This window comes from Paraburkholderia sp. SARCC-3016, from assembly GCF_031119615.1.
Classification (GTDB): Bacteria; Pseudomonadota; Gammaproteobacteria; order Burkholderiales; family Burkholderiaceae; genus Paraburkholderia.
In genome coordinates, this window is the sequence record NZ_JAVHZD010000011.1 from 182,475 (window position 1) to 204,435 (window position 21,961).

The 21,961-nt window shown below is 61.1% G+C and carries 17 protein-coding genes; 12 read left to right on the forward strand and 5 right to left on the reverse strand.

The features are described from left to right. Positions 1–382: 382 nt before the first annotated feature. The 4 genes from QYH69_RS13485 (at position 383) to QYH69_RS13500 (ending at position 4,656) form a co-directional block, all read left to right on the forward strand. Entirely contained in the window at positions 383–802 is a 420-nt protein-coding gene (locus tag QYH69_RS13485) for a FecR domain-containing protein (RefSeq protein WP_308832353.1), read from the forward strand. An 8-nt stretch (positions 803–810) separates the two neighbouring features. Then, positions 811–1,425 (forward strand): OmpA family protein, encoded by a 615-nt coding sequence (locus QYH69_RS13490; RefSeq protein WP_308832354.1) that lies wholly within the window; start codon positions 811–813, stop codon positions 1,423–1,425. A gap of 136 nt (positions 1,426–1,561) precedes the next feature. After that, entirely contained in the window at positions 1,562–3,016 is a 1,455-nt protein-coding gene (locus tag QYH69_RS13495) for a CHASE2 domain-containing protein (protein ID WP_308832355.1), read from the forward strand. A 266-nt stretch (positions 3,017–3,282) separates the two neighbouring features. Further along, the gene (locus QYH69_RS13500) at positions 3,283–4,656 is read left to right on the forward strand and encodes an MFS transporter (RefSeq protein WP_308832356.1); all 1,374 of its coding nucleotides are present in this window, start codon (positions 3,283–3,285) and stop codon (positions 4,654–4,656) included. A 39-nt stretch (positions 4,657–4,695) separates the two neighbouring features. On the opposite strand, the gene QYH69_RS13505 is transcribed toward QYH69_RS13500, so the two are convergent. Further along, positions 4,696–5,538, reverse strand: a complete 843-nt coding sequence (locus QYH69_RS13505; RefSeq protein ID WP_308832357.1) for a DMT family transporter — start codon at positions 5,536–5,538, stop codon at positions 4,696–4,698. A 174-nt stretch (positions 5,539–5,712) separates the two neighbouring features. Between QYH69_RS13505 and gcvA the strand changes: the two genes are divergently transcribed. Beyond that, positions 5,713–6,648 carry a transcriptional regulator GcvA gene (gene gcvA, locus QYH69_RS13510; protein ID WP_308832358.1) on the forward strand — a complete coding sequence of 312 codons (936 nt, stop codon included), beginning with the start codon at positions 5,713–5,715 and terminating at the stop codon, positions 6,646–6,648. Here the strand turns inward: gcvA and QYH69_RS13515 are convergent. Further along, a complete protein-coding gene (locus QYH69_RS13515) occupies positions 6,600–7,550 on the reverse strand; it encodes a LysR family transcriptional regulator (protein ID WP_308832359.1) in 951 nt (316 codons plus the stop codon). The genes gcvA and QYH69_RS13515 overlap by 49 nt on opposite strands. Before the next feature lie 108 nt (positions 7,551–7,658). Between QYH69_RS13515 and QYH69_RS13520 the strand changes: the two genes are divergently transcribed. The 3 genes from QYH69_RS13520 (at position 7,659) to QYH69_RS13530 (ending at position 13,881) form a co-directional block, all read left to right on the forward strand. Further along, entirely contained in the window at positions 7,659–9,170 is a 1,512-nt protein-coding gene (locus tag QYH69_RS13520) for a CoA-acylating methylmalonate-semialdehyde dehydrogenase (RefSeq protein WP_308832360.1), read from the forward strand. Between the two features lie 181 nt (positions 9,171–9,351). Continuing rightward, entirely contained in the window at positions 9,352–12,684 is a 3,333-nt protein-coding gene (locus tag QYH69_RS13525) for an enterotoxin A family protein (protein WP_308832361.1), read from the forward strand. Positions 12,685–12,780: 96 nt separating this feature from the next. Further along, a complete protein-coding gene (locus QYH69_RS13530) occupies positions 12,781–13,881 on the forward strand; it encodes a nitronate monooxygenase (protein ID WP_308832362.1) in 1,101 nt (366 codons plus the stop codon). Between the two features lie 125 nt (positions 13,882–14,006). Here the strand turns inward: QYH69_RS13530 and QYH69_RS13535 are convergent, their stop codons facing one another. Together QYH69_RS13535 and QYH69_RS13540 are read right to left on the reverse strand one after the other, a co-directional pair. Beyond that, positions 14,007–14,243, reverse strand: a complete 237-nt coding sequence (locus QYH69_RS13535) for a 4-oxalocrotonate tautomerase family protein (protein ID WP_308832363.1) — start codon at positions 14,241–14,243, stop codon at positions 14,007–14,009. A 105-nt stretch (positions 14,244–14,348) separates the two neighbouring features. Continuing rightward, positions 14,349–15,059, reverse strand: a complete 711-nt coding sequence (locus QYH69_RS13540) for an SDR family oxidoreductase (protein ID WP_308832364.1) — start codon at positions 15,057–15,059, stop codon at positions 14,349–14,351. A gap of 381 nt (positions 15,060–15,440) precedes the next feature. Between QYH69_RS13540 and QYH69_RS13545 the strand changes: the two genes are divergently transcribed. Beyond that, positions 15,441–16,400 carry a LysR family transcriptional regulator gene (locus QYH69_RS13545; protein WP_308832365.1) on the forward strand — a complete coding sequence of 320 codons (960 nt, stop codon included), beginning with the start codon at positions 15,441–15,443 and terminating at the stop codon, positions 16,398–16,400. A gap of 56 nt (positions 16,401–16,456) precedes the next feature. Here the strand turns inward: QYH69_RS13545 and QYH69_RS13550 are convergent, their stop codons facing one another. Then, the gene (locus QYH69_RS13550) at positions 16,457–17,689 is read right to left on the reverse strand and encodes a YbfB/YjiJ family MFS transporter (RefSeq protein WP_308832366.1); all 1,233 of its coding nucleotides are present in this window, start codon (positions 17,687–17,689) and stop codon (positions 16,457–16,459) included. Positions 17,690–18,171: 482 nt separating this feature from the next. Between QYH69_RS13550 and QYH69_RS13555 the strand changes: the two genes are divergently transcribed. From QYH69_RS13555 to QYH69_RS13565, 3 genes are all read left to right on the forward strand, one after another. Beyond that, positions 18,172–20,115, forward strand: a complete 1,944-nt coding sequence (locus tag QYH69_RS13555) for a phosphatase PAP2 family protein (RefSeq protein ID WP_308832367.1) — start codon at positions 18,172–18,174, stop codon at positions 20,113–20,115. Between the two features lie 124 nt (positions 20,116–20,239). Further along, positions 20,240–20,818: a flavin reductase family protein gene (locus tag QYH69_RS13560; RefSeq protein ID WP_308832368.1), complete on the forward strand. Its 579-nt coding sequence runs from the start codon at positions 20,240–20,242 to the stop codon at positions 20,816–20,818. Positions 20,819–20,997: 179 nt separating this feature from the next. Further along, positions 20,998–21,861: an alpha/beta hydrolase gene (locus tag QYH69_RS13565; RefSeq protein ID WP_308832369.1), complete on the forward strand. Its 864-nt coding sequence runs from the start codon at positions 20,998–21,000 to the stop codon at positions 21,859–21,861. Positions 21,862–21,961: the final 100 nt, after the last annotated feature.

Below are 21,961 nucleotides of genomic sequence, written 5' to 3' on the forward strand. Positions count from 1 at the left end.
CTCCGGACACGGGGGTGGGCCGACCTGCATCGGGCAGTATTGTCTGCAGAGCAGATAAAACAATTGGACTTTAGTCTTATATCGCGTCAGTCTTATCGCGCACGCATAGAGCAGTTCTTAACGGATCGGCCTTTGTATTGCGTGCGGGATCAGGCAATCATCTGCAGAAAAAAAGCCGATCCGGACAGCGTCATGGATGCTATCGCACGGAGTGACCCGATCAGGCGTCCTGTTCTCTGGTCGATCGCCGGAGCGCCGCGCAGTAGTCGAAGCAGGGAGCAAAGTACAACGCACAGAAACGTTTGACTTGCCATCACGGTGGTCGCCTATGTGCAATAGCAGCCAAGCCATTCGGTATGCGTTATTTCTTGCATGTCTATGCATGCCTGTCTCTCGAGTGTGCGCGGCCGACGTGATCGGCTATGTCAAGACCGTCAAGGGCAGCGCACACATCGAGCGGAGCGGACAAAGCCTCGGCGCGGTCGTCGGCAGCGAAATATATAGCGGCGATCGCATCGTGACGGGCCCGGACTCGTTTGTCGGCATCACGCTGCACGACAATACGCTGCTTTCCGAAGGTGCCAATTCGACGCTCGAACTCGGCAACTTCGCGTTCGATACGACGACCTACGAAGGCTCACTCGACGCGACCATCAAGCGCGGCTCGCTCGCGGTAGTCGACGGCAAGATCGCAAAGACCCATCCGAATGCGGTTCGTTACAGCACGCCGACCACGACGCTCGGCGTGCGTGGCACGGAGTTCATTATCGAAGTGGGTGGCGACGGGGAGGATGCGCGGTGACGGCCGCGATGCGTGGCTGCCCTGGGTTCGGGCGCGTGTCCGTCGCGGTATTCGCCGTACCGGTTTTATTGTGCGCATGCAGCACGCCGCGCGACAGGATCACGCTATTGCCGGACCCCGATGGTCGCGTGGGAGCGGTCGTCGTGAAGAGCGCGACGCAATCGCAGGTGCTCGACAAGCCCTATGCGAGCGTCGACGTCGCTCGAGGCGGCGCGATTGAACAAAGCATGGACAGCCCTTCCGCGGTGCAGGCACACTATGGCCAACTGCTTGCCGCACAGCCTCCGCGCCCTGTCACTTTCACGATCAACTTCCTGTTCGATTCGGCTACCCAGCTGGCGCCCGAATCGTCGGCCACCGTCGTGAAGCTCAAGGCCACGCTCAAAGACTGGCCGGCGCCTCATCTGACGGTAGTCGGCCATACCGATCTCGTGGGTACCGATACCTTCAACGACAAGCTGTCGTTGCGGCGCGCACAAACGGTTGCGGCATTTCTGGTCAAAGCGGGCATTCCGGCCAGACAGATCGAGACGGCAGCCCGCGGCAAGCGCGAGCCGCTCGTGCATACCGCGGACGGCGTGCCGAATCAGGCGAACCGGCGCGTCGTCATCACGATTCAATAGGTTTGCCGCGTGCTGCCGCGCATTGAATCGCCGCGCATTGAATCGATATAGGTCTGCGCTCGCTGACATGAAGCTCTTTCGCGACTCCTGGATCGAATCTCTGAAAAAGTTGCCGAGGGCGTACAAGGGGCGCCCCATGGCGTTCGCGGTGCTGCTCGGTCTCAGCGTGCTCAACGTCTGCAGCGAGTGGCCGCACGGCATTGCGCGCCCCGCGTTGCTGGACGCCTACGACAGCGTCTTGCCCGATTCGTTTGGAAGACCGCGGCAACTTCTCTTCGACCATTTTCAGCGCTGGTTTCCGCGTGTTCCCGCGAGCGAGCCCGTCACGATCGTCGCGATCGACGACAGAACGCTTGCCGCCGTCGGCCAATGGCCGTGGCCGCGCAACAGGCTGGCGACGCTGATCGATGCGATCGCTGCGCAAAGACCGCTTGCGATTGGGCTCGACATCTATATGCCCGAGGCCGATCAGACGTCGCCCGATAAAGTGGCCGACAATCTGCCGCCGTCGGCCGCGTCGCTGATTGCCGGTTTGCGCGCATTGCCGAGTCACGAAGCGATTCTCGCGCGATCGCTGCGGGCGGCGCCGTCCGTACTCGGTGCGGCGGCGTCCGACCATGCGACGGCCGATACGAGCACCGATATGCGCAGCGCGCCGATTGTCGTGCACGGCGGGAACGCGCTGGGTAGCATTCAGAGGTTCGACTATGTACTCGCGAGCTTGCCGGAACTGCAGGCGGCCGCGCATGGTCAGGCAATGCTCAATGTGGCGCTCGAGCAGGGCACGGTGCGGCGCATTCCGCTCATCATGGGGCTGGGCAACAAGCTCGTGCCCAGCTTGCCGATCGAAATGTTGCGCGTCGCGACGAGATCGCCGATGGTCGAAGTTTTCGCGAGCACGTGGGGCGTCAAGGCAGTGGGCGTGGCCGATGTGCAGGTGCCCACGCAACCGGACGGCGAAATCTGGCTGCATTTCGCCTCGATCCGCTCGACGCAGAACCGCTACGTGTCCGCACGCGACGTGCTGCAAGGCAAAGTCGATGCTGATCGTATGCGCAACAAGCTCGTGCTGGTCGGCCTGACCGGGACGGGCCTTCCCGATGTGCGCGCGACGCCGCTCGGCGAGCAGGTGCCGGGCATCGAGATCCAGGCTCAGATCATCGAGACGATTTTCGATGGGCGCTTCCTGCAGCGTCCGGCGTGGGTCAAATGGGGTGAAAGCGCGTTCATCCTGGCGTTCGGGCTGCTTATCATCTGGTACTTGCCGCGTGCCGACTCGCGCCTCGCGGCCTTTATTCGCAGGGTGCCTAAGGCATCGGCGATCCTCGGCATCGCGCTCAATCTGCTGTCGCTGCTCAGTTGCGTGCTGCTGTTCCGGTATTTCGGGTTGCTGGTCGATGCAGCTTCGATTTTCATTATCGGGTCTGCAGTGATGGGCTCGTTCTTTTCGACCGCAATACTCGACGACGATGCGAGAAACAAACGCGGCGCGGCGCAGATGCAAGTGGGCGAGCGCGACAAGCGCAGTGCGGGGAAAGTACGCGATGGCGCGCTCGCGCGCTGGAAACGCATCCGTCGAACCTGGAAGTGAATCGGCTTATCATTCGGGACTGTCCACTCGTCAGCGCGATCGAAACCGCGCAACAGCAAAACAGCATAAAAACGGCAAAACACTGCTTGTCGCCCCCTGGTAAATGTCCTGGTCAGCCGTTCATTGGAATTCGGCTTTCTGCGAATTACAGTTCAACGAACCTTTTTTGCCGACCTTGGTTCGATACCTCGGTTTTTGCCCCAATGCCGGTCGACTTCTCCAGGGTGCATATTGGTATCCGAACTGCCACCATCTAGGGGATGTCAATGGCTGCCACGCATTCGGGGGCTACGCCCCTGTCCGAAGAGGAAGCCCGGCGCCAGTTGCGTCGGGCGGTAGTTGCCAGCACGATCGGTACGACGATCGAGTGGTACGACTTCTTTCTCTATAGCACGGTAACGGGTCTCGTCTTCGCGAAGCTGTATTTTCCGCAGTCCGACCCGCTGGTCGGCACACTGCAGGCCTTTCTGATCTACGCGGTCGGCTTTATCGCGAGGCCTGTCGGCGCGGCCATCTTCGGTCATTACGGCGATCGCATCGGACGCAAGGCGACACTCGTCGTTACCCTGCTGCTGATGGGTTTTGCGACCTTCCTTGTTGCGTTCGTCCCAACTTATGAGTCGATCGGCATCTGGGGCGCCATTCTTCTCACGGTGTTGCGGTTCGTTCAGGGCGTCGGCGTCGGCGGAGAGTGGGGCGGTTCGGTGCTGATGTCGATGGAATGGGCGCGCACCGATTCGCATCGCGGCTTTATTGCGTCGTGGCCGCAGTTCGGGGTGCCGGCAGGGCTTTTCGTCGCGAATCTCGCGGTGCTCGCAACGAGTGAGATGTCCGGCAGCAGCTTTCTGTCCTGGGGATGGCGCATTCCGTTTGCGTTCAGCATCGTGCTGGTCGCGATCGGCCTTTATATACGCTTGAGCATTCTCGAGACGCCGACTTTTGCACGGCTGCTTGCCGAGCAGAAGATCGAGAAGACGCCGACGCTCGAAGTATTGCGCCGCCAGCCGAAGGACATTCTGCTGTCCGCATTCGCGCGGATGGCCGAGCAGGCTCCGTTCTATATCTACACCGCCTTCGTGTTCACGTACGGCGTAACGACGCTCGGTTTGTCGCGCAATCTTTTGCTGACGGCGGTGCTCGTCGCTTCGATGTGCGAGTTCGTCACGATACCGTTGTTCGGGCATATTTCCGATGTGATCGGGCGGCGCAAGATGTACATCATTGGCTCCGTCGCAGTGGGCATATACGGATTCATCTACTTCACGCTGCTCGACATGCGCAACCCGGTGTGGGTTTTTATTGCCATTGTGCTGTCGCTCGTGCCGCATGCGATGATGTACGGTCCGCAGGCCGCTTTTATCGCAGAGTCGTTTACCGGGCGCTTGCGTTACAGCGGCGCATCGCTTGGCTACCAGCTCGCATCGATTATTGCGGGTGGCCCCGCGCCGCTGATCGCGACTGCGCTGTTTGCGTACTACCACTCGGGTATGGCGATCGCGCTCTATGTGCTTGCTTGCGGAGTGATCAGCGTGATCGCCGCCTCGCTGCTCGGAGACTACACGAACAAGGACATTTCGCGGGAATACGACGAGGCGCCGACGGCATTCGGAGAGCACGGACATGCGCCGCGCACAAGGTGAGCGGTTCGATCGCCATAAGCGGCGAGCGTTCTTCGACACTTATGTCAATTTCAGCGTAATGACGCCAAGCAGGATGACGAGCGCGGCGACCGGGCGGCTGTAGCCGTGGCGCTCCTTCAGAACGAACACTGAAATCGCGGTGCCGAAGAGGATGGCCGATTCGCGCAACGCAGCGACCATTGCGATCGGCGCGCGCGTCATTGCCCATAGCACGAGCGCATAGGCGGCCAGCGTACAGGCGCCGCCGATCGACATCAGATGCCAGCGTTCGCGAAAATGCGCTTGCGCGACGACTCTGTGACGCGCGAGTGCCCAGATCAGAACCGGCGGTGCGGCGAGCACGAACATCCACATCGTGTATGAAGCGGAATGCCCGGAGATTCGGGCGCCGGTGCCGTCGATGAGCGTGTAGATCGCGATCATGACCGCGTTGATCAGCGCGAGACGCGTCGTGCGGGCCGAGTTGCGGCCGCTGCCGTGATTGACGAGCAGCAAGCCGAGAATGCCGCCGCAGATCAACACCACGCCGAACCATTCACCCGCGGTAAGCCGTTCGCCGATCAGCGGCAGGCTTGCAATCGCAACGAGCAGTGGCGGGGCGCCGCGCATCAGCGGGTACGCATGACTCATATCGCCGCCGCGGTAAGCCGCCCCGATCAGCAGGAAATAGGCGATATGGACAAGGGCGGACGAGACGATGTACGGCCAACTGTCGGCATTGGGCAATGGAAGGAACGGAACCGCGACGGCGCCAAGCACACCCGCGCTGCCGGTGACAAAGACAATGTCGAGAATCTTGTCGGGGCTCGCTTTCACGAGCGCATTCCAGCTTGCATGCAGAAACGCCGCGAAGAGAACGACCAGCATCACGCCTGTAGACATTGTTTAAGCCCTCTGTATGCATGGCAGCATAACTATCTTGATCTTGCGTGACAAACGAGATAAATTGCTTGTTTGCGTTAATAAAACTATCGTGAACGCGGCGCGTTGAAGCCGGGCGCGAAGCCAGTTACAAAGCCAGTTACAAGGCCATTACAAAGCCGGTTAAAAGGGACAATGAAGCGGACCTTGCCTCCTCTTAATGCACTGCGCGCCTTCGAGGCGGCGGGCCGGCTCGGCAGCTTCAAGGAGGCCGCGGCGGAATTGCACGTCACGCATGGCGCGGTGAGCCAGCATGTACGGGCGCTTGAGGAATGGCTCGACGCGCCGCTGTTCGAACGGCGCAACCGGCGCGTCGTGCTCACACCGGCGGCAAAGGTTTATCTCGACGAAATCGGGCCGCTGTTCGAACAGCTCGCGCAGGCTACATCGCGATACGGCATTCCCGCAGCCATTTCACGAACGCTGTCGGTGAATGCCGTCGCAACTTTCACATTGCGCTGGCTCGTGCCGAGACTGGCGAAATTTCATCTCGAACATCCAGGCGTGGAAGTGAAGGTCGATACGTCGAACGAGCCTCTGGAAAGTTTGAAAGAGACGTACGACGTGATTATTCGCGGCGGCCCCGATACGTTTTACGGCTATTCGATGCGCGTTTTTCTTTCCGAGGAGCGTGTGCCCGTTTGCAGCCCGGCCATACTCGAGCGTCTGCCGGCTCGGGTGCCCGACGACTTGCGCAAGCATACGCTGCTGCATACGTCGAGCTTGCCGCGGCTTTGGCCGGACTGGCTTGCAAAAGCGAACGTTGCCACGCTGAGTCCGGCCGCGACGCTGACGTTCGATCACTTTTATCTGACGTTGCAGGCCGCAATCGATGGTGCCGGGATCGCAATGGGACCGATCGCGCTCGTCGCCGACGATCTTGCCGCCGGGCGTCTCGTGTTGCCGTTCGACGGGCCGCGTCTGCCGTCACGCAGCTATTGCAGTTACGTGCCGCAGGAAAAAGCCGCCGACGACCTCGTGAAGCTGTTCTGTGCGTGGCTCGAACGCGAAGGGCAGCACACTCAGGCACGCTCGAGCGGAAAGCCCTCGGCAAACGTCTCCCTCAAATAGGCCACAAAAACCGCGACCGCCCTCGGCACGTTCGGCGCATACGGACGCACCACGTACAGTTGCTCGGCAAACGCGCCGAGCGGCCGCCAGTCAGGCATCACGATTTCGAGCTTGCCTGATTTCACCGCGCCTTGCGCGGTGAAATCGGGCACGAGCGCAATACCGAGATCGTCGAGCGCCGCATCGCGCAGCGCTTCGCTATTGTTCGCCGAAAACGCGCCATTCACCGATACGCTGACCGGGCCAGCCTGCGCCTTTCGTGCCGCGCGATGCTCGAAGGTCCAGACGCCCGAGGCGCTTGCGCGCGGATAAAAGAGGCAATCGTGCGAAGCGAGCTCGGCGGGCTCGGCAGGCCGGCCGCGCCGTTTCAGATACGCGCGCGTCGCCACGAGCACCGAATGCGTTTCGCAAAGTTTCCACGCAACATGCGTTTCCGGCACCTGTGCGCTATGCCGTATGGCCAGATCGAATCCTTCGGTCGCAATCGAACTGAGGCGGTCCGATACTTCGAGTTGCACTTTGACCTGTGGATTCGCGCGCAGAAAACGCGACATGCGCGGCACGAGCTGCTGGCGCACGAAGGCGACCGGCGCGGTGACGCGAACGAGCCCGCGCGCGACGCCGGCCATCTCGCGTACCGTCGAAAACATATTGGCGATTTCGTCGTAGCGCGGCCGCGTACTTTCGACGAGCCGTTGCCCCGCTTCCGTGAACCTCACGCTGCGCGTGGTGCGCTGCACGAGCGGCACGCCGGCCGCGCGTTCGAGTTCGGCGATGCGCTGGCTCATCGCCGCCTTGCTGACGCCGAGGCGCGCGGCCGCAGCCGTGTAGGAACCCTGCTCGGCCAGGACCGTCAGCCAGTGCAGGTGCACCCATAGCCCTTCGATCTTTTGCGTGTCCATCGATAGATTGTTCACCATGGAAAACAATAATTTCAATGTTAGCGCCTTTGCTTGGGCGGCGGGCGTTCATACACTGTGCAGGTAACGATTTTCGACCAAGGAACGGACATGCAAGCCTATACAGATACAGCCGACGTCACCCACTACATCAACGGCAAACCGGTGCGCGGCGCGGGTGAGCGCACGCAACCGATCTTCAATCCGGCGACCGGAGAGCGCCCGCGCAAGCTACTGCTCGGCGAAGCGGCGGACGTCGATGCCGCCGTCGCGAGCGCGAAAGCCGCGTTCCCGAAGTGGGGCAATACGCCTCCGATTCGCCGCGCACGCGTGATGCTGCGTTTTCTCGAACTGATGAACCGGCATAGCGACGAACTGGCCGCCATCATTACCGCGGAGCACGGCAAGGTATTCTCCGACGCGCAAGGCGAAGTCGCGCGCGGCATCGACGTGATCGAGTTCGCATGCGGCATCCCGCAACTGCTCAAAGGCGATTACACGGAACAGGTATCGACCGATATCGACAACTGGACCGTGCGTCAGCCGCTCGGTGTGGTGGCCGGCATTACGCCGTTCAACTTCCCGTGCATGGTGCCGTGCTGGATGTTTCCCGTTGCAATTGCGGCCGGCAACGCGTTTATCCTGAAGCCGAGCGAGCGCGATCCGTCGGCAGCGCTGTTCATGGCGAAGCTGCTCAAGGAAGCGGGCCTGCCCGATGGCGTTTTCAACGTCGTGCAAGGCGACAAGGTGGTCGTCGATGCGCTGCTTGCGCATCCGGACGTGAAGGCAATCAGCTTCGTCGGCTCGACGCCGATTGCGAACTACATCTACGAAACAGGCGCAAAGCACGGCAAGCGCGTGCAGGCGCTCGGCGGCGCGAAGAATCACCTCGTGGTAATGCCCGATGCGGATCTCGACAAGACCGTCGATGCCTTGATCGGCGCAGGTTATGGCTCGGCCGGCGAGCGTTGCATGGCCGTTTCAGTTGCGGTGCTGGTGGGCGACGTGGCGGACAAAATCATCCCGCGCCTTGCAGAGCGCGCGCGCGAACTGATCGTCAAGAACGGCATGGAGCCCGATGCGGAAATGGGCCCGATCGTCACGCGCCAGGCGCTCGAGCGTATCGAAGGGTATATCGCGCTTGGCGTCGAAGAGGGCGCGAAGCTGGTCGTCGACGGCCGCGGGTTCAAGGTCAAGGGTCACGAAGACGGCTTCTTCACCGGCGGCACGCTGTTCGACAATGTGACGCCCGACATGCGCATCTATAAGGAAGAAATCTTCGGGCCGGTGCTTGCATGTGTGCGCGTGAACGATTTCTCCGAAGCGGTCGATCTGATCAACGCGCATGAATTCGGCAACGGCGTCGCGTGCTTTACGCGCGACGGACATGTCGCACGCGAATTCGCGCGGCGCATCGAAGTCGGCATGGTGGGCATCAACGTGCCGATTCCCGTGCCGATGGCATGGCATGGCTTCGGCGGCTGGAAGCGCAGCCTGTTCGGCGATATGCATGCCTATGGCGAAGAAGGTGTGCGTTTCTATACGAAGCAGAAGTCGATCATGCAGCGCTGGCCCGACAGCATCGAGAAGGGCGCCGAGTTCGCCATGCCGACTGCGAAGTAACGCCTGGCTCGAAGTTGCCGACCAGCAAAACGCCGCGTGCAATCACGCGGCGTTTTTATTTTGGGCGCTCTCTCGGCGCTCCGGGTGTAGCGGTTTTCCTCTGTACTACCTCATGCAGCGTGCGTAGTGCTCCAATGCGGACTTCAATGGATCTTGATGTGCTCGAGCGAGGAGTTCAGCGATGCTGATTCAAAGCGCAGGTAGTAGTCCATATGCAGCCGTCGACCCTCGGACTGACGCACCGGATTCCCGTCCGTTACGCGGCACGAGCGGCACGAGCGGCGCGAGCACGAAAGCGCCATCGCGCACGAAGCGCGGACCCGTACTAACCAAAGACGCGGGTCTCAAGCCATTTCGGGAGTTCCGCGGCGGGGACGCGCTGAGATCTTCCGCGTGGTCCTACTATCGCTTCGATCAGGCTGACTACGCAGCTAAAACAGGGCCGAAGGGTATCTGCCAGGGTTGGATTCGCCTTGCGTTGAGCAGGCTCGACGATTCCGAAACTGCCGACTTGACCGATGCAGTGCGGCACATACAAGGCGATGTGAACCATCGCGGCAGCTTTATTTCAGAAGACACGATTACCCGCGCCCGCAACCTGCAAAAATCTGCCGCAACGCTGCAATTGCGTAACTACCGTCCGGCGTCCTCGCTGCAGATGAGCGGTACGCGTGGATCGCACGTTCGCCAGCTGTTCGAATCGGCACGCCAGAATCTGAGCGAAGGAGGGGTCGCACATATCGGATTGGGTTTGAATCCGCGGGGCACGGATACGGGTACGACGGGGCACGTATTGATGTTGCAGCGGCTGCCCCGCGGGCAGTTTGCCCTGTTTGATCCGAATAACGGTGTGATCACCTATTCGAGCCGACGCAATATGGAAGCGGGGCTGCGCCGATATCTCGACGAAGCCTTCCAGGACACGGGTATGCAGCTTACGCCGGATTTCGTGCAGTACTACGCACGTTCGGCGCCGCCACCCGGCACAACGGTTTCGCAGACGCCGGTAGAGGCGCCTGATCGGCCTCAGGCTCGGCCTGAACCACCGCTCACCGCGTCCGCACAACCCGAATCGCGGGCGCGCGATGCACTCGAAATGCATGCCGATCAGTCGAACAGCCTGTCGACCGGCATGTTGGCGGGAGCGGCCGGTCAACCAGACGCAATGTCGGGAATGGACCGCGGCCTTGCGACCGTTGCGTTGCGCGATATGTCGCAAGGGCATTCGTCGAATCTGACCGATGCAACGGAAAACATCAGACGCAGGCTGACGGACCCGGCGCGAAGAGCGATAACGCTCGATGAAGTTTCCGATATGCAGCAGAGCAATGGCAACGGCATTGTCGAGCCCTTGCCCGGTTATACGAGGCGCCGGGGCTCGGTCGGTATATTGGCCGCTGCAAATGTGATTGCCGACCTGCGACAGCATTTCGGCAGCCTGCACGCGACCGACAATACGGGCGCCGGATATCCGACGGAACTGGCCGTGATCAATCTCGCAATGCGCCCAGGCGCTGCCGGCGGTGCGATCGGCACGCGGGCCGACGGCGTACCGGTCGTCGTGCAGCGGATGCGCCAGATGGACGATTTCGAGGGCGATAGCTACGAGCTCTACGAACCGGGCTCGGGCGTCTACCGCTATCGCAGCTTCGGCGAAATGGCGGATGCGCTGCGTGGGGTTTTCGATGTCGGCTTCCCCGAGCTGGGTGGCGTCGATCATGCGGACACGACTTATTACGCGAATCTGGCGACGCCGATGGCTGCGGCCGGCGGTTCGCCACCGGCGAGTGCGTCTTCCGCGTTTGCGAATTTCGATCTTGGTGAACTCGAGCGGAGGCTCGGCATCATCGACGCGCGTCCAGGCGTTACGGCAAGGCCGGATCTGCCGCCGCCGCCGGTCGTGATCGAGCCGAGAGCGGACCTGAAACGTTGGGCTTCGACGCCTATGGCGCTAAAGCCGGACGGATTGTTTCGGCCGTCGACGATGTCGCCTGCGCAGCTCAAGGCACATGGCGGCTTCGATAGCGAGAAGACGCGAGTCAACGACATCGATCTTGGCGTACACAATCTCGATATCGCGTCGAATCCGCATCTTGTCGACAGCGCCGGATATCTCGGCACGTTCCGCAAGGAGAAGACCGCGCTCGAACGGATGCCGGGCACCGCTGCAAACGGCTATGTCTATTTCGTGGCGCCGACGCCGAACATGGTGGACGTTGCGGGCAGTCTCGGCCATCAGATGCATGCGCCATGGGATGGCGAAGTCGCGGCGATGGGATGGATCGACTATCCGCAAATCCGCGGATGGCGCGAAGTCAAGGATGGCGTGCCGGGCAAATACGTCGCCAACCCCGACTACCGATGGGACGTCTATGACCAGACCCGCATGGCCGGCGCACAGCCGCAATTGTCGCGCTTGCCGATCGATAACAACATCTGGAATCAAACGGGCTTCAGCGCATTCGTATCGGACGGCGGCAAAAGCGGCGAATCAAGGGAATTCAATGAGAATCCGAATGTTGCCCATGTGCTCTTCTACGATGCCGCGTGGGAGAAAGTCCGCGAACTGAACCGCCGCCAGGCCGCGGGTCTCGATTACCGCGGGCCGTTGCGTCTGCACGCATACGGCAGCGCGGACGCATCGAAAACCGGTATTTACATCGATCCGGATAACAAGGTGCAAGTCAACACGATGTACTCGACGTCGTCGACGGCCGAAGGTACCCGCCACGACTTCAGCTTTGCCGACGATGGCCGCTTTCATTTGCGCGACGACTACAACAAGGTTCTGCGCGTCGGCTCCGACGGCTATCTCCAGCTTGGTGATGCACCGTCCGATCCGGCCTCGCTGAACGGCGTATTCGAGTACGACGGAAAACACCTGATTCACCAGGAAGATATGAAATTGCTGACGACCGGTTTGTCGGTGTTTACGCCGTTCGTCGATAGCGATAACCATGGCGCGCGCAGCGAGTGGCATTTGCGCGCGCCGGACGGAAAAGATGTCGATCCGCCTCGTGTCAACGTCCATACGTTTCGCAATCATGCAAGCGGCAGTCCGCAACAGCTTCACGCGTTTTACATGGACCCCGACACTGCCTTGCCAACAGGCGCGACGCGCTTCATTACCCGGATACCCGATAACCCGTTCACGGGCAGGTTTCTCGATAACGTCGACCGGATCACGCCCGACGTAGCTCGCGACACGGCGTCATGGTTGCGCAAAAGTAACGCGGCGCTATTGTTCGATGACGGCTTTTACGCGACGTCGAACCGCCCCGATGTCATGGAAGTGCGCAGGCTCGACGGAATACCGGTATGGCAAGCCGAAGGCGTCGACGCGGATCCGGATCGCATCAGCCCGGTGCAATACAAAACACTGCTGCCGCTTTCGTCGAGTTACCGGATGCCGGACGAAACGAGGCGTCTCGTCGAAGCGCGCGAGCAACGGCGCGATCGTGTCGCTTCCATGCTGACGCCGGCGCCGACGGTCGCTGCTCAACGCTCGATTTGAACCGGTCGTTCAAATGAGTTTTTACTTGCGGCATGGTTGACCCTTTAGCGCCGGAAAGAGATCATTGCGCATAGGCTGCTTCGTTAAAGGAATGACATGAAAACGCGCTCCGGGAATCAATCTCTTTTGAAGATGCTAAGCATCTCGAAACCAATCATTCAGGCGCCCATGGCCGGTGTCAGTACGCCGGCATTGGCGGCGGCGGTATCGAATGCAGGCGGCCTGGGGTCGCTCGGCGTGGGCGCGATGAAAGCCGATGCGGCGCGCGAGGCAATCAGGCAAACGCGAGCGCGTACGCAAGCGCCGTTCAACGTCAACGTCTTCACGCATGAACCCGCGGCGGGCAATGCGACGGTCGAGAAAGCCTGGCTAGACTGGCTTGCACCGTACTTTCGCAACTATGGAGCGAACGCGCCCGAGCAGCTCAGCGAGATCTATACGAGCTTTGTGGCAGATCAGGCGATGCTCGAGGTCTTTCTCGAAGAGAAGCCCGCTGTCGTGAGTTTTCACTTCGGCTTGCCGTCGGGCAGGATTATCAGTGCGCTAAAAGACGCCGGCATTGTTCTGTTTGCATCGGCGACCAATCTGAACGAGGCGTGCGCGGCCGTCAATGCAGGCGTCGATGCACTGGTCGCGCAAGGTGTCGAAGCGGGCGGCCATCGCGGCATGTTCAACCCTGGCGAGTTCGACGAAGGGCTCGGCACATTCGCGCTCACGCGTCTGCTGGTGGAGAAATTCGATCTGCCCATCATCGCCGCCGGCGGCATCATGGATGGCGCCGGCATTGCGGCTGCACTGGCGCTCGGCGCGCAGGCGGCGCAACTCGGCACCGCTTTCGTGGCGAGCCCCGAGACCTCGATCGATAGCGGCTATCGTGCCGCACTTCTCAGCGAGCAGGCGCAACACACGGTGCTGACGTCGGCAATTTCGGGCCGGCCGGCACGCAGCATGATGAACCGCTTCACCGAGCTGGGTCTCGACGCAAATGCACCGGCGACGCCTCGGTATCCGATCGCCTACGATGCCGGCAAGGCGCTGCACGCCGCGGCGAAGGCGAAAGGCGAGTTCGGTTACGGCGCGCAATGGGCCGGGCAGGCCGCGGCGCTCGCACGCTCGCTGCCGGCCGCGGAACTGATGGCCGTGCTCGATGCGGAGCTCAAGGATGCGATCCGCGGGTTGCAGCAGTACGGCAGCTGAGGCCTGGCGCTTTGGCAGTCGCAACAAGGAAAGTGAAGGAAAGGCTCGATCGAAGGCAGCGCGTCAAGGCGCTCGAGGCGCCTTGACGCGCTGTCTTCATAGGGGCTCGACGCATTGAGCGCTGCTCACGCAGATTTCCCTTTCTTGAGCGCACGGAATTCGTCTACGGGCAAACCGCCCCAGCCCCAGTTTTCTTTTTCGACTTCCTGAATCACGACAAACGTGGCTTCCATCGGTTTGTTCAGCACGTTCAGCAGCACTTCGCTGACGCCCTTGATCAGCCTGGCTTTTTCTTCGGCCGTGACGGCGTCTTTGCCGGGCGCCGATCCTTCGCGGGTTACCTGAATGGTCACGATAGGCATGGATATCTCCGTGATATGACGCATGACATGCACAGATGCGCACAAAAAGGCGCCGTTGACGGCGCCATGCTTGCGACGTGTCGAAGCCGTCGCCTGACTGACTGTTTAATGGCCCGCGCTCTGGCCGCCATCGACGTGCAGGATCTCGCCGGTGACGAACGGTGCGTTGTCGAGGTACAGCACCGCGTTGACGATATCACTCATTTCGCCCATATGGCCAAGCGGATGCAGCGCACCGAGCGCGCCGTGCGTCTCCACCGCGTGCATCGGCGACTTGATGATGCCGGGCGACACCGCGTTGGCGCGAATACCGGTCTTCGCATATTCGATGGCGAGCGACTTCGTGGCGGCGTTCAGGCCGCCCTTGGTCAGCGAGGCGAGCACGGACGGCACGCCCGACACCGCATGGTCGGCAAGCGACGTCGTGATCTGAACTACGTGGCCGCTCTTGTTCTTTTCCATCTGCTCGATCGCGAATTGCGTGACATGAAAGAAGCCGCTCACATTGACGTTCAGGACCGCCGCGTAATCGTCAGTCGTATATTGCGTGAACGGTTTCGCGATAAAGATGCCCGCGTTATTGACGAGCGTATCGATGCGCCCGAAGTTGGAAATCGCGGCATCGATCACGCGCTTTGCGACCTCGCGATCGCCGATGTCGCCGGCAATGGTCACGATGCCGGGATCGTCGGAGGGCTTGATCGATCGTGCGGTTGCGACAACGGCATAGCCTTGCTCGCGGAATCCCTTGACGATTTCAGCACCGATGCCTTGCGATGCACCTGTGACGACTGCGACTTTATTCGGGTTGCTCATGATGTACCTCGTGAAGTTGATTGATCTGCATCGAGCCGGCGGCATCGATTGATTGACAGAGTAGGCAATGTCGTGAGGTTCGCGCATACCCGCGATGAACAAAGAGACTTAACTTCACGGAACAAATCGGTGTCGAATTGTGCGCACGCATCGCGCGAAACGCCGGAAGGCCTGCAAACAGGCGTTCGGGGGTTGGCGCGGCGACGCAACAAGGCGGCACCGCGCATTATTGATTGGGTGTAACAACGCCTGTTACATGTAGGCATGCATGCGATGGCTGTGTGCTCTCGCTGCACGCGAGGCGAAACTGAGGCAGCATTTCGCGGCGACGTTAAGCCGTGAATTTCTCGAACAAGTGCACTGAAAATCGAAGGCGTCTATATGGACACGCTCCGTAATATGAAGATCTTCGTCGAGGTCGCAGAAGCGGGCAGCTTCACGGCAGCCGCTCAGCAACTCGACACGACAACGGGCTATGTGTCGAGATCGGTTTCCGAACTGGAGGCGCATCTGCGCACGCGCTTGCTGAATCGCACGACGCGCCGAATCGCGCTGACCGAGGCCGGCGAGCGCTATCTGAGCCGGTGCCTCGCGATTCTGGAATCCGTGACGGAGGCGGAACTGGAAGCGTCGGAAGCGCATGCGAGGCCCGCCGGCACGTTAAAGGTGCATGCGATGTCGAGCATCGGGCAAAACTATGTCGTGCCCGCGGTCGCCGCGTTTCAGGAGCGCTTTCCCGCCGTAACCGTGGATCTCGTGCTCTCGCAGAATGTGCCCGATCTGCTCGAAGACGGGTTCGACGTCGCGCTGCGCGTCTCGCCCGGCGCGCTGCCCGATTCGAACTACATCTCGCATCAGCTGGGAACGGTGCGCAGCGTGCTATGCGCGTCGCCGTCATACCTCGAGGTGCATGGCGTGCCGGAATCGGTCGACGACCTGTCGCATCACATGTGTCTGCAGGTCGCGATACCGATCTTTCCGGCGGACCGCTGGACCCTGATCGGCCCCGACGGGTCGCGCGAATTTCCTCTGCCGAATACGCGTTTCAGGGTGAACTTGCCGGATGCGATGGCCGCAGCGCTTCATGAGGGAATGGGCATCGGCGCATTGCCGGCGCTGACGGTGCGCTCAGCGTTTCGTAATGGCACGCTGGTGCGTGTGCTGCCCGAATACTATCTGCAGGAACTCAATATCTACGTCGTCTATGCGTCGCGTCAGTATCTCGACGCGAAGATCAAGGCATGGGTCGAGTTCGTGAAGGAATGGGTCGCCGATGCGTTGCTGGAGGACTCGGTTGCGTTCAGGAAGCCCGCGCAAGCGAGCAGGCCGGACGAGGGTTGAGTCGCTCGCTCACGCCGTCGCGTCGCTTGCAGCGCGTATGCCGTGAGTCGCGTCGGTTACTTGCAGGCCAGAGCGGCAGCTGCGATCAGTGCGGCACCCGCTGCAATCAGCGGCTGTCCGAACGAATGCGTGCGCGCAAACAGCGCGGTCGATACGAGCGGCCCGAGAATCTGTCCCACGCCGTACGCCGCAGTCATCGTCGCCATGATGTTGAAACGTACCGTCGAGGCGATTTGCCTTGCGACCGGCATGGCGATCGTTACAGTGCCGACGAAGGTGCCGCCTACCAGCAACGCGCTCGCAAGAAACGTCGTCGCGGATTCGGCGAGCACCGGCAGCATCACGCCGGCCGCCTGCACAAGCAGGTTCAATGCCATCGAGCGGCGGCTGCCGAATCTGTGATTGAGCCAATGCCACAAGAAGCACGAGGGCACCGCGCCGAGGCCGAATGCGGCCCAGATATGAACAGGGTTGATGCCGGGCACCGCGTTTTTGACGAGCAGGGGCAGATATGTGGCAGTCGCGATATAGCCGAAGCCCGCGAGGCCATACAGGGCGACGAGCACATACGCGTTGGGCCCTGAACGATGGTGTGCGCCGTTTCTCGCGCCGGCGTCGGCGATTGCCTTTGCGTCCCGATCGTTGCCGGATTCCGCGTCTTCTGCGTCGGCGTTTTCGCTTTCGCTTTCGTCTGCGTCTTCGTCTTCGTCTTCGTCGCGGCGCGCACCGAGGCGCGTCCATGCCATCGCGGACAGCAAAAGCGTCGCTGCAGCGAGCAAGGCCCACAGTGCAGCGCTATTGAAGTGCTCCGCCGCGCCGATCGCAATGATTTCCGCGGAGACGACAATGCCGAGCCCGACGCCCGCAAATAGCACCGGCGCACCGTGATGGTGACCGACCACGTGCAGCAGCCAGATCGAAGCGGCGACGAGCGAGACCGCGCTGACGACTCCGGCAATGAATCGCACCGCGGCGATCAGAGACGGTGAGAGAGGCAGCGAAAGCACAGCAAGACATGCAATCGTCCCAATCATCGACAACTGGCACAGCCGGGCCGCATGTCCATGCTTGAAGCGGCTCATCAAAATTGCGCCGAGCAGATAGCCCGCGTAATTCGCCGACGCCGCAACCGAGCCCGCCGTCACGTCGATCACGCCATCGCGAACCATCAACGGGTACATGCCGGTAAACGAAAAGCGGCCGAAGCCCATGCCTATTGCGAGCACCAGTGCGCCGGCGACGGCTTCGAGCGTACGTGCGCCGCGCGCACGACCCATTGTGTTTTCCATCGGAATGCCTTTGTCGAGTGTGTGGCTCGGAACTGTCCGCTCTGTGCGGCGCGACAGCATGCGCCTGGCACTCTAAAAGGCGCGGCATGATTGAAACAGCCTGTATCGGGTAAAGGGATTGTTTACTGGACGATGGGGCACAACGTGGATGTGTTCGAGAACTGCGAGGCTTTGCACCGGCCAGCGCGTTGGCGTTTGCGGATCGCCGGCGGTTCGTTCGCACGGTGCCGGAACACGCGTCAGCGAAAAAGAAATTCGCAGGGGAAATAATCTCATTAGAATCGCAAGTCAGCTGCATTACGACTTGTGCATTAAAAAATTAATCTTCATTTTTAATTTTATGGACGCCAGAAAATGATAGGAATTTCCCTAAAACGCTGTTTACAATTTATAAAGAAAAAGTAACTTTCCGGTCACGTAATGTGAATAGACTCGCGCGGTTTTCATGAAACTGGACTAGTAAACCCCGGAGTCGTTCTCACATGCGTTTATACACAAATCGTTTGCCGCTGCACGCAGCGCTCGTATCAGGCGTTTTACTGCTGGCCGCCTGCGGCGGTGGCGATGACAATAACAGCAGCACGAATGCGTCGGCGCCGCCGGCACCGCCGGACCCGAGTTTCGTCGATAGCGCGCCGATTCCCGACGTGCCCGCATTCGTCGATAACATCGCGACCAATCAGCGCGGCGACGCGCGCTTCGCTACGGTAGACACTAATGCGGGTGTGCGTCTTGTCTCGCGTTTTCTTGATCTGTGGAAGCCGCTAACGCCGATCGTGGACGCGGGCGTTTCCGCGCCGCCCGTGGGATCGTTCCCGGCCATCGTGCCGTCCACGTGGACGGGCCAGCCGAACGACGGCGGCACGATCCTCAATGCTGCCGTGCTGGCCCAGAACATCCAGTTTGCGATCGACGAGACGACGAACCGCACGCAGGCCCAGGCCGACGCAGCGTATTTCGACGACCGGCGCGGCAAAGGCTATAGCGTAACCGACGGCATGGGGCCGCTTACCGACGCCTGGCGTGCCGCGGCCCAACAAACGACGTCGATCACGAGCATTCCCGCGAATGCGACGACCGTGCTGTTCAACGACATGGGGAACAATATCGGCGTCGGCGGCAGCGCGAATTCGACCTTCGGGCACGTGGTGGACCTGCTGTCGGCGATGGGCAACAACGCGTCGACGGAGCCGGCGAAGCGCTTTTACAAGTATGCACGGCCTTATCGGTGGAGCACGAGTGTGATCGTCGATCCGACACTGGTGCCGGCCGAAAGCACGGACCCGACCACCGATGGCGGTTATATCAGCGGCCACGAAGCGGAAGCCATGCGCGACGCGTTGACGATGGCTTACTGTGTGCCCGAGCGCGGCTCCGAGATGATCGCGCGCGGGCTCGAGCTGGGCGAGAACCGCATTTTTGCCGGCATGCATTCGCCGCTCGATGTGATGGCCGGACGCATGTTTGCGATCGCGGCGGCCGTGGCCAATCTGAACGATCCGGCAAACGCCGCGCTGAAGTCCGAAGCATTCCAGCAGGCGCACACGGCATTGGAAGCAGCGACGAACACGACACCGGCCAACTTCCTCGCGTTCGCGCACTCGGGAACGCTCGCTACCGACCGGTTCGCCGACTATGCGACGAACAAGGCCGACGATATCAGACGCATGACGTTCGGCTTCGCGCAGATCGAATCGACCGATGCGGCGCCTGTGGTGCCGAAGGGCGCGGAGGTGCTGCTCGAAACGCGCTATCCGTATCTGAGCGCGGACCAGCGGCGCGTGGTGATCAAGACCACTGAATTTCCGTCCGGTTTTCCGGTGATGGACGATCCGGAAGGATACGGGCGCATTGACGCATTCGCAGCGTTCAACGGCTATGGCCAGTTCAACGGCAGCGTCGTGATTTCGATGGATGCGACGCAAGGCGGCTTCAGTGCGAACGATACCTGGCGCAATGACATCACGGGGACCGGCAAGCTGACGCTCAATGGCACCGGCACGCTGCAGCTTGCCGGCAATAACGGCTATTCAGGCGGCACGCAGGTGTCGGGCGGTGCGATCGAGGCGGATTCCGCAACGGCGTTCGGTACCGGCGACGTGTATGTCGGCGCGGGCTCGGCGATTATCAGCGCGAGCGCGCCGGTGAAAGTGGGCGGCAAGTTCACGATGTTGCCGGGCACGACGCTCGAGATGGATGTCGATGGCTCGGGCGGCGGGCAACTGAATGTGGGCGGCCAACTGACGTTTGCGGGCAGCACGCTGCATGTGAAGTTCGCGAACGGCTTCACGCCGAAGGCGGGCGATACGATTGAGCTGATTAGCGGCGGTGTCGGCAACCAGCACTTCGCGACCGTGACGGTGGATGGGTTCAATGCGTCGGCCGTCTATTCGAACGGCACGGTGTCGATCCGTATCAATTCGTAGAGGCTTGTGTGCATACCGCGCGAGTCACGCGCGGGTACGGCCGGCAACGGCCATGGCGGCGACGAGCGACTGCATCGCAAGCGATTTACAATGCGGGACGTCCTTCGTTTTCCCGTCATAGTCGATGAGCCAATTTAGAGCCGTTGCACTCGAGCATGCAAGCCGCCTGATCAATCATGGGCCGACCGTGCTCGTCACCAGCAGCGACGGCGCGCGGCGCAATATCATGGCCGCCGCCTGGTCGATGCCTGTCGAATTCAAGCCGCCGCGTATCGCGATCGTTATCGACAAAAGCACGTATACGCGCGAGCTTGTCGTGGCGAGCGGCACGTTCGGCGTCTGCGTACCAGGCGTCGCCGCGGCCGATGTGACGTACGCGGTCGGTTCGTCGAGCGGGCGCGGCAGGGACAAGTTTGCCGAATACGGCATCGAGCCGATAGCAGGCCCGGTGCTGGGGTTGCCGCTCGTGGAGACGAACTGCGCAGCGTGGCTCGAATGCAGGTTGATTCGCGAGCCGCATACCGAAGAGGCGTACGATACGTGCTTCGGTGAAGTGGTGTCGGCGGCGTCCGACCCGCGCGTGTTCGACAATGGGCACTGGATATTCGATTCATCGAACGAGTCGTTGCATACCCTTCATCATCTGGGCGCCGGAAATTTCGCAAGCGCGTCGAACATACTGCGCGCCAGACCACTTCCATAGGCTTTATCCGCCGCCATTCCGCCTTTCCCGTTGCGTCATTTCGCACGTCGTTGCGGGCCGCATTGAACACCGCACCAGGGTCCATGCAAGACTTTCAAGGTCCGGGCGTGCAGATCGATCGGTAGACCGATGCGTGCTCCGGGCGCCGTTTTTATGCAACCGCAAACGGGAACGGACCTATGAATACGCCTATTTCGTGCCATCGTCGCACCGTCAACGGGATCAAGCTGCACTACACGCTTGCGGGCGATGGCCCTCCGGTCGTGCTGCTGCACGGCTTTCCCGAAACGTCGCATACATGGCGGCGGCAGATACCGGTATTGAGCCGCCACTATCGGTTGATCGTGCCGGACCTGAGAGGCTATGGCGCCTCCGATAAGCCGGTGAGCGGCTACGACAAGCGCACGATGGCGAACGACATCAAGGAACTGCTCGCGACGCTCGGCATATCCCGCGCCGCGGTGATCGGGCATGACCGCGGCGCGCGCGTCGCGACGCGACTCGTGAAAGATCATCCGTCGCTGGTCGCGCGCTTTGCGGCACTCGACAATATTCCGACGCGCATGATTTTCGAGCGCATGAATGCCGATTTTGCGCAAGCGGGCTGGTTCTTTTTCTTCAACGGCGTGCGCGATCTGCCCGAAGCACTCGTGCAAGGGCGCGAAGAAGTGTGGCTGCGCCATATTTTCACATCGTGGCTCTACGACATCAGCGCGATCAGCGATACGGACATCGAAATCTATCGCCGCGCGTATGCGGCGCCCGGCGGTTTGCGCGGCGCATTCGAGGACTACCGCGCATGGCGGCAGGATTTCGAGCAGGACAAGCAGGATGCGAACGTGAAAATATCGATGCCGACACTTGCGCTATGGGGTGCCGAGTTCGACGGGGCGAAATTCGTCGACATGCGCGAACTCTGGAACGAAATGGCCTCGGACCTTACGTGCGCGCCGATCGCGCTAGCGGGCCACTTTCCACACGAAGAGCGGCCGATCGAAACGAATGAAGCGCTGCTTGCTTTTCTGCGCGACTGGAAGGGGTGACATCGAGCGATGAAATCGTTGTTGGCTGAATGTAGGGTGGATGATGTATCCATACGCAATGAAAGCGTTTATCGCGCGAATAGCGCGAAACAAGGCGCTT

What these genes read in the sequence shown, in the direction of transcription:
- QYH69_RS13485 (WP_308832353.1), top strand. Translation starts at nt 383, where the DNA reads ATGCCTGTCTCTCGAGTGTGCGCGGCCGACGTGATCGGCTATGTCAAG.
- QYH69_RS13490 (WP_308832354.1), top strand. Translation starts at nt 811, where the DNA reads ATGCGTGGCTGCCCTGGGTTCGGGCGCGTGTCCGTCGCGGTATTCGCC.
- QYH69_RS13495 (WP_308832355.1), top strand. Translation starts at nt 1,562, where the DNA reads ATGGCGTTCGCGGTGCTGCTCGGTCTCAGCGTGCTCAACGTCTGCAGC.
- QYH69_RS13500 (WP_308832356.1), top strand. Translation starts at nt 3,283, where the DNA reads ATGGCTGCCACGCATTCGGGGGCTACGCCCCTGTCCGAAGAGGAAGCC.
- QYH69_RS13505 (WP_308832357.1), bottom strand. Translation starts at nt 5,538, where the DNA reads ATGTCTACAGGCGTGATGCTGGTCGTTCTCTTCGCGGCGTTTCTGCAT.
- gcvA (WP_308832358.1), top strand. Translation starts at nt 5,713, where the DNA reads ATGAAGCGGACCTTGCCTCCTCTTAATGCACTGCGCGCCTTCGAGGCG.
- QYH69_RS13515 (WP_308832359.1), bottom strand. Translation starts at nt 7,550, where the DNA reads ATGGACACGCAAAAGATCGAAGGGCTATGGGTGCACCTGCACTGGCTG.
- QYH69_RS13520 (WP_308832360.1), top strand. Translation starts at nt 7,659, where the DNA reads ATGCAAGCCTATACAGATACAGCCGACGTCACCCACTACATCAACGGC.
- QYH69_RS13525 (WP_308832361.1), top strand. Translation starts at nt 9,352, where the DNA reads ATGCTGATTCAAAGCGCAGGTAGTAGTCCATATGCAGCCGTCGACCCT.
- QYH69_RS13530 (WP_308832362.1), top strand. Translation starts at nt 12,781, where the DNA reads ATGAAAACGCGCTCCGGGAATCAATCTCTTTTGAAGATGCTAAGCATC.
- QYH69_RS13535 (WP_308832363.1), bottom strand. Translation starts at nt 14,243, where the DNA reads ATGCCTATCGTGACCATTCAGGTAACCCGCGAAGGATCGGCGCCCGGC.
- QYH69_RS13540 (WP_308832364.1), bottom strand. Translation starts at nt 15,059, where the DNA reads ATGAGCAACCCGAATAAAGTCGCAGTCGTCACAGGTGCATCGCAAGGC.
- QYH69_RS13545 (WP_308832365.1), top strand. Translation starts at nt 15,441, where the DNA reads ATGGACACGCTCCGTAATATGAAGATCTTCGTCGAGGTCGCAGAAGCG.
- QYH69_RS13550 (WP_308832366.1), bottom strand. Translation starts at nt 17,689, where the DNA reads ATGGAAAACACAATGGGTCGTGCGCGCGGCGCACGTACGCTCGAAGCC.
- QYH69_RS13555 (WP_308832367.1), top strand. Translation starts at nt 18,172, where the DNA reads ATGCGTTTATACACAAATCGTTTGCCGCTGCACGCAGCGCTCGTATCA.
- QYH69_RS13560 (WP_308832368.1), top strand. Translation starts at nt 20,240, where the DNA reads ATGAGCCAATTTAGAGCCGTTGCACTCGAGCATGCAAGCCGCCTGATC.
- QYH69_RS13565 (WP_308832369.1), top strand. Translation starts at nt 20,998, where the DNA reads ATGAATACGCCTATTTCGTGCCATCGTCGCACCGTCAACGGGATCAAG.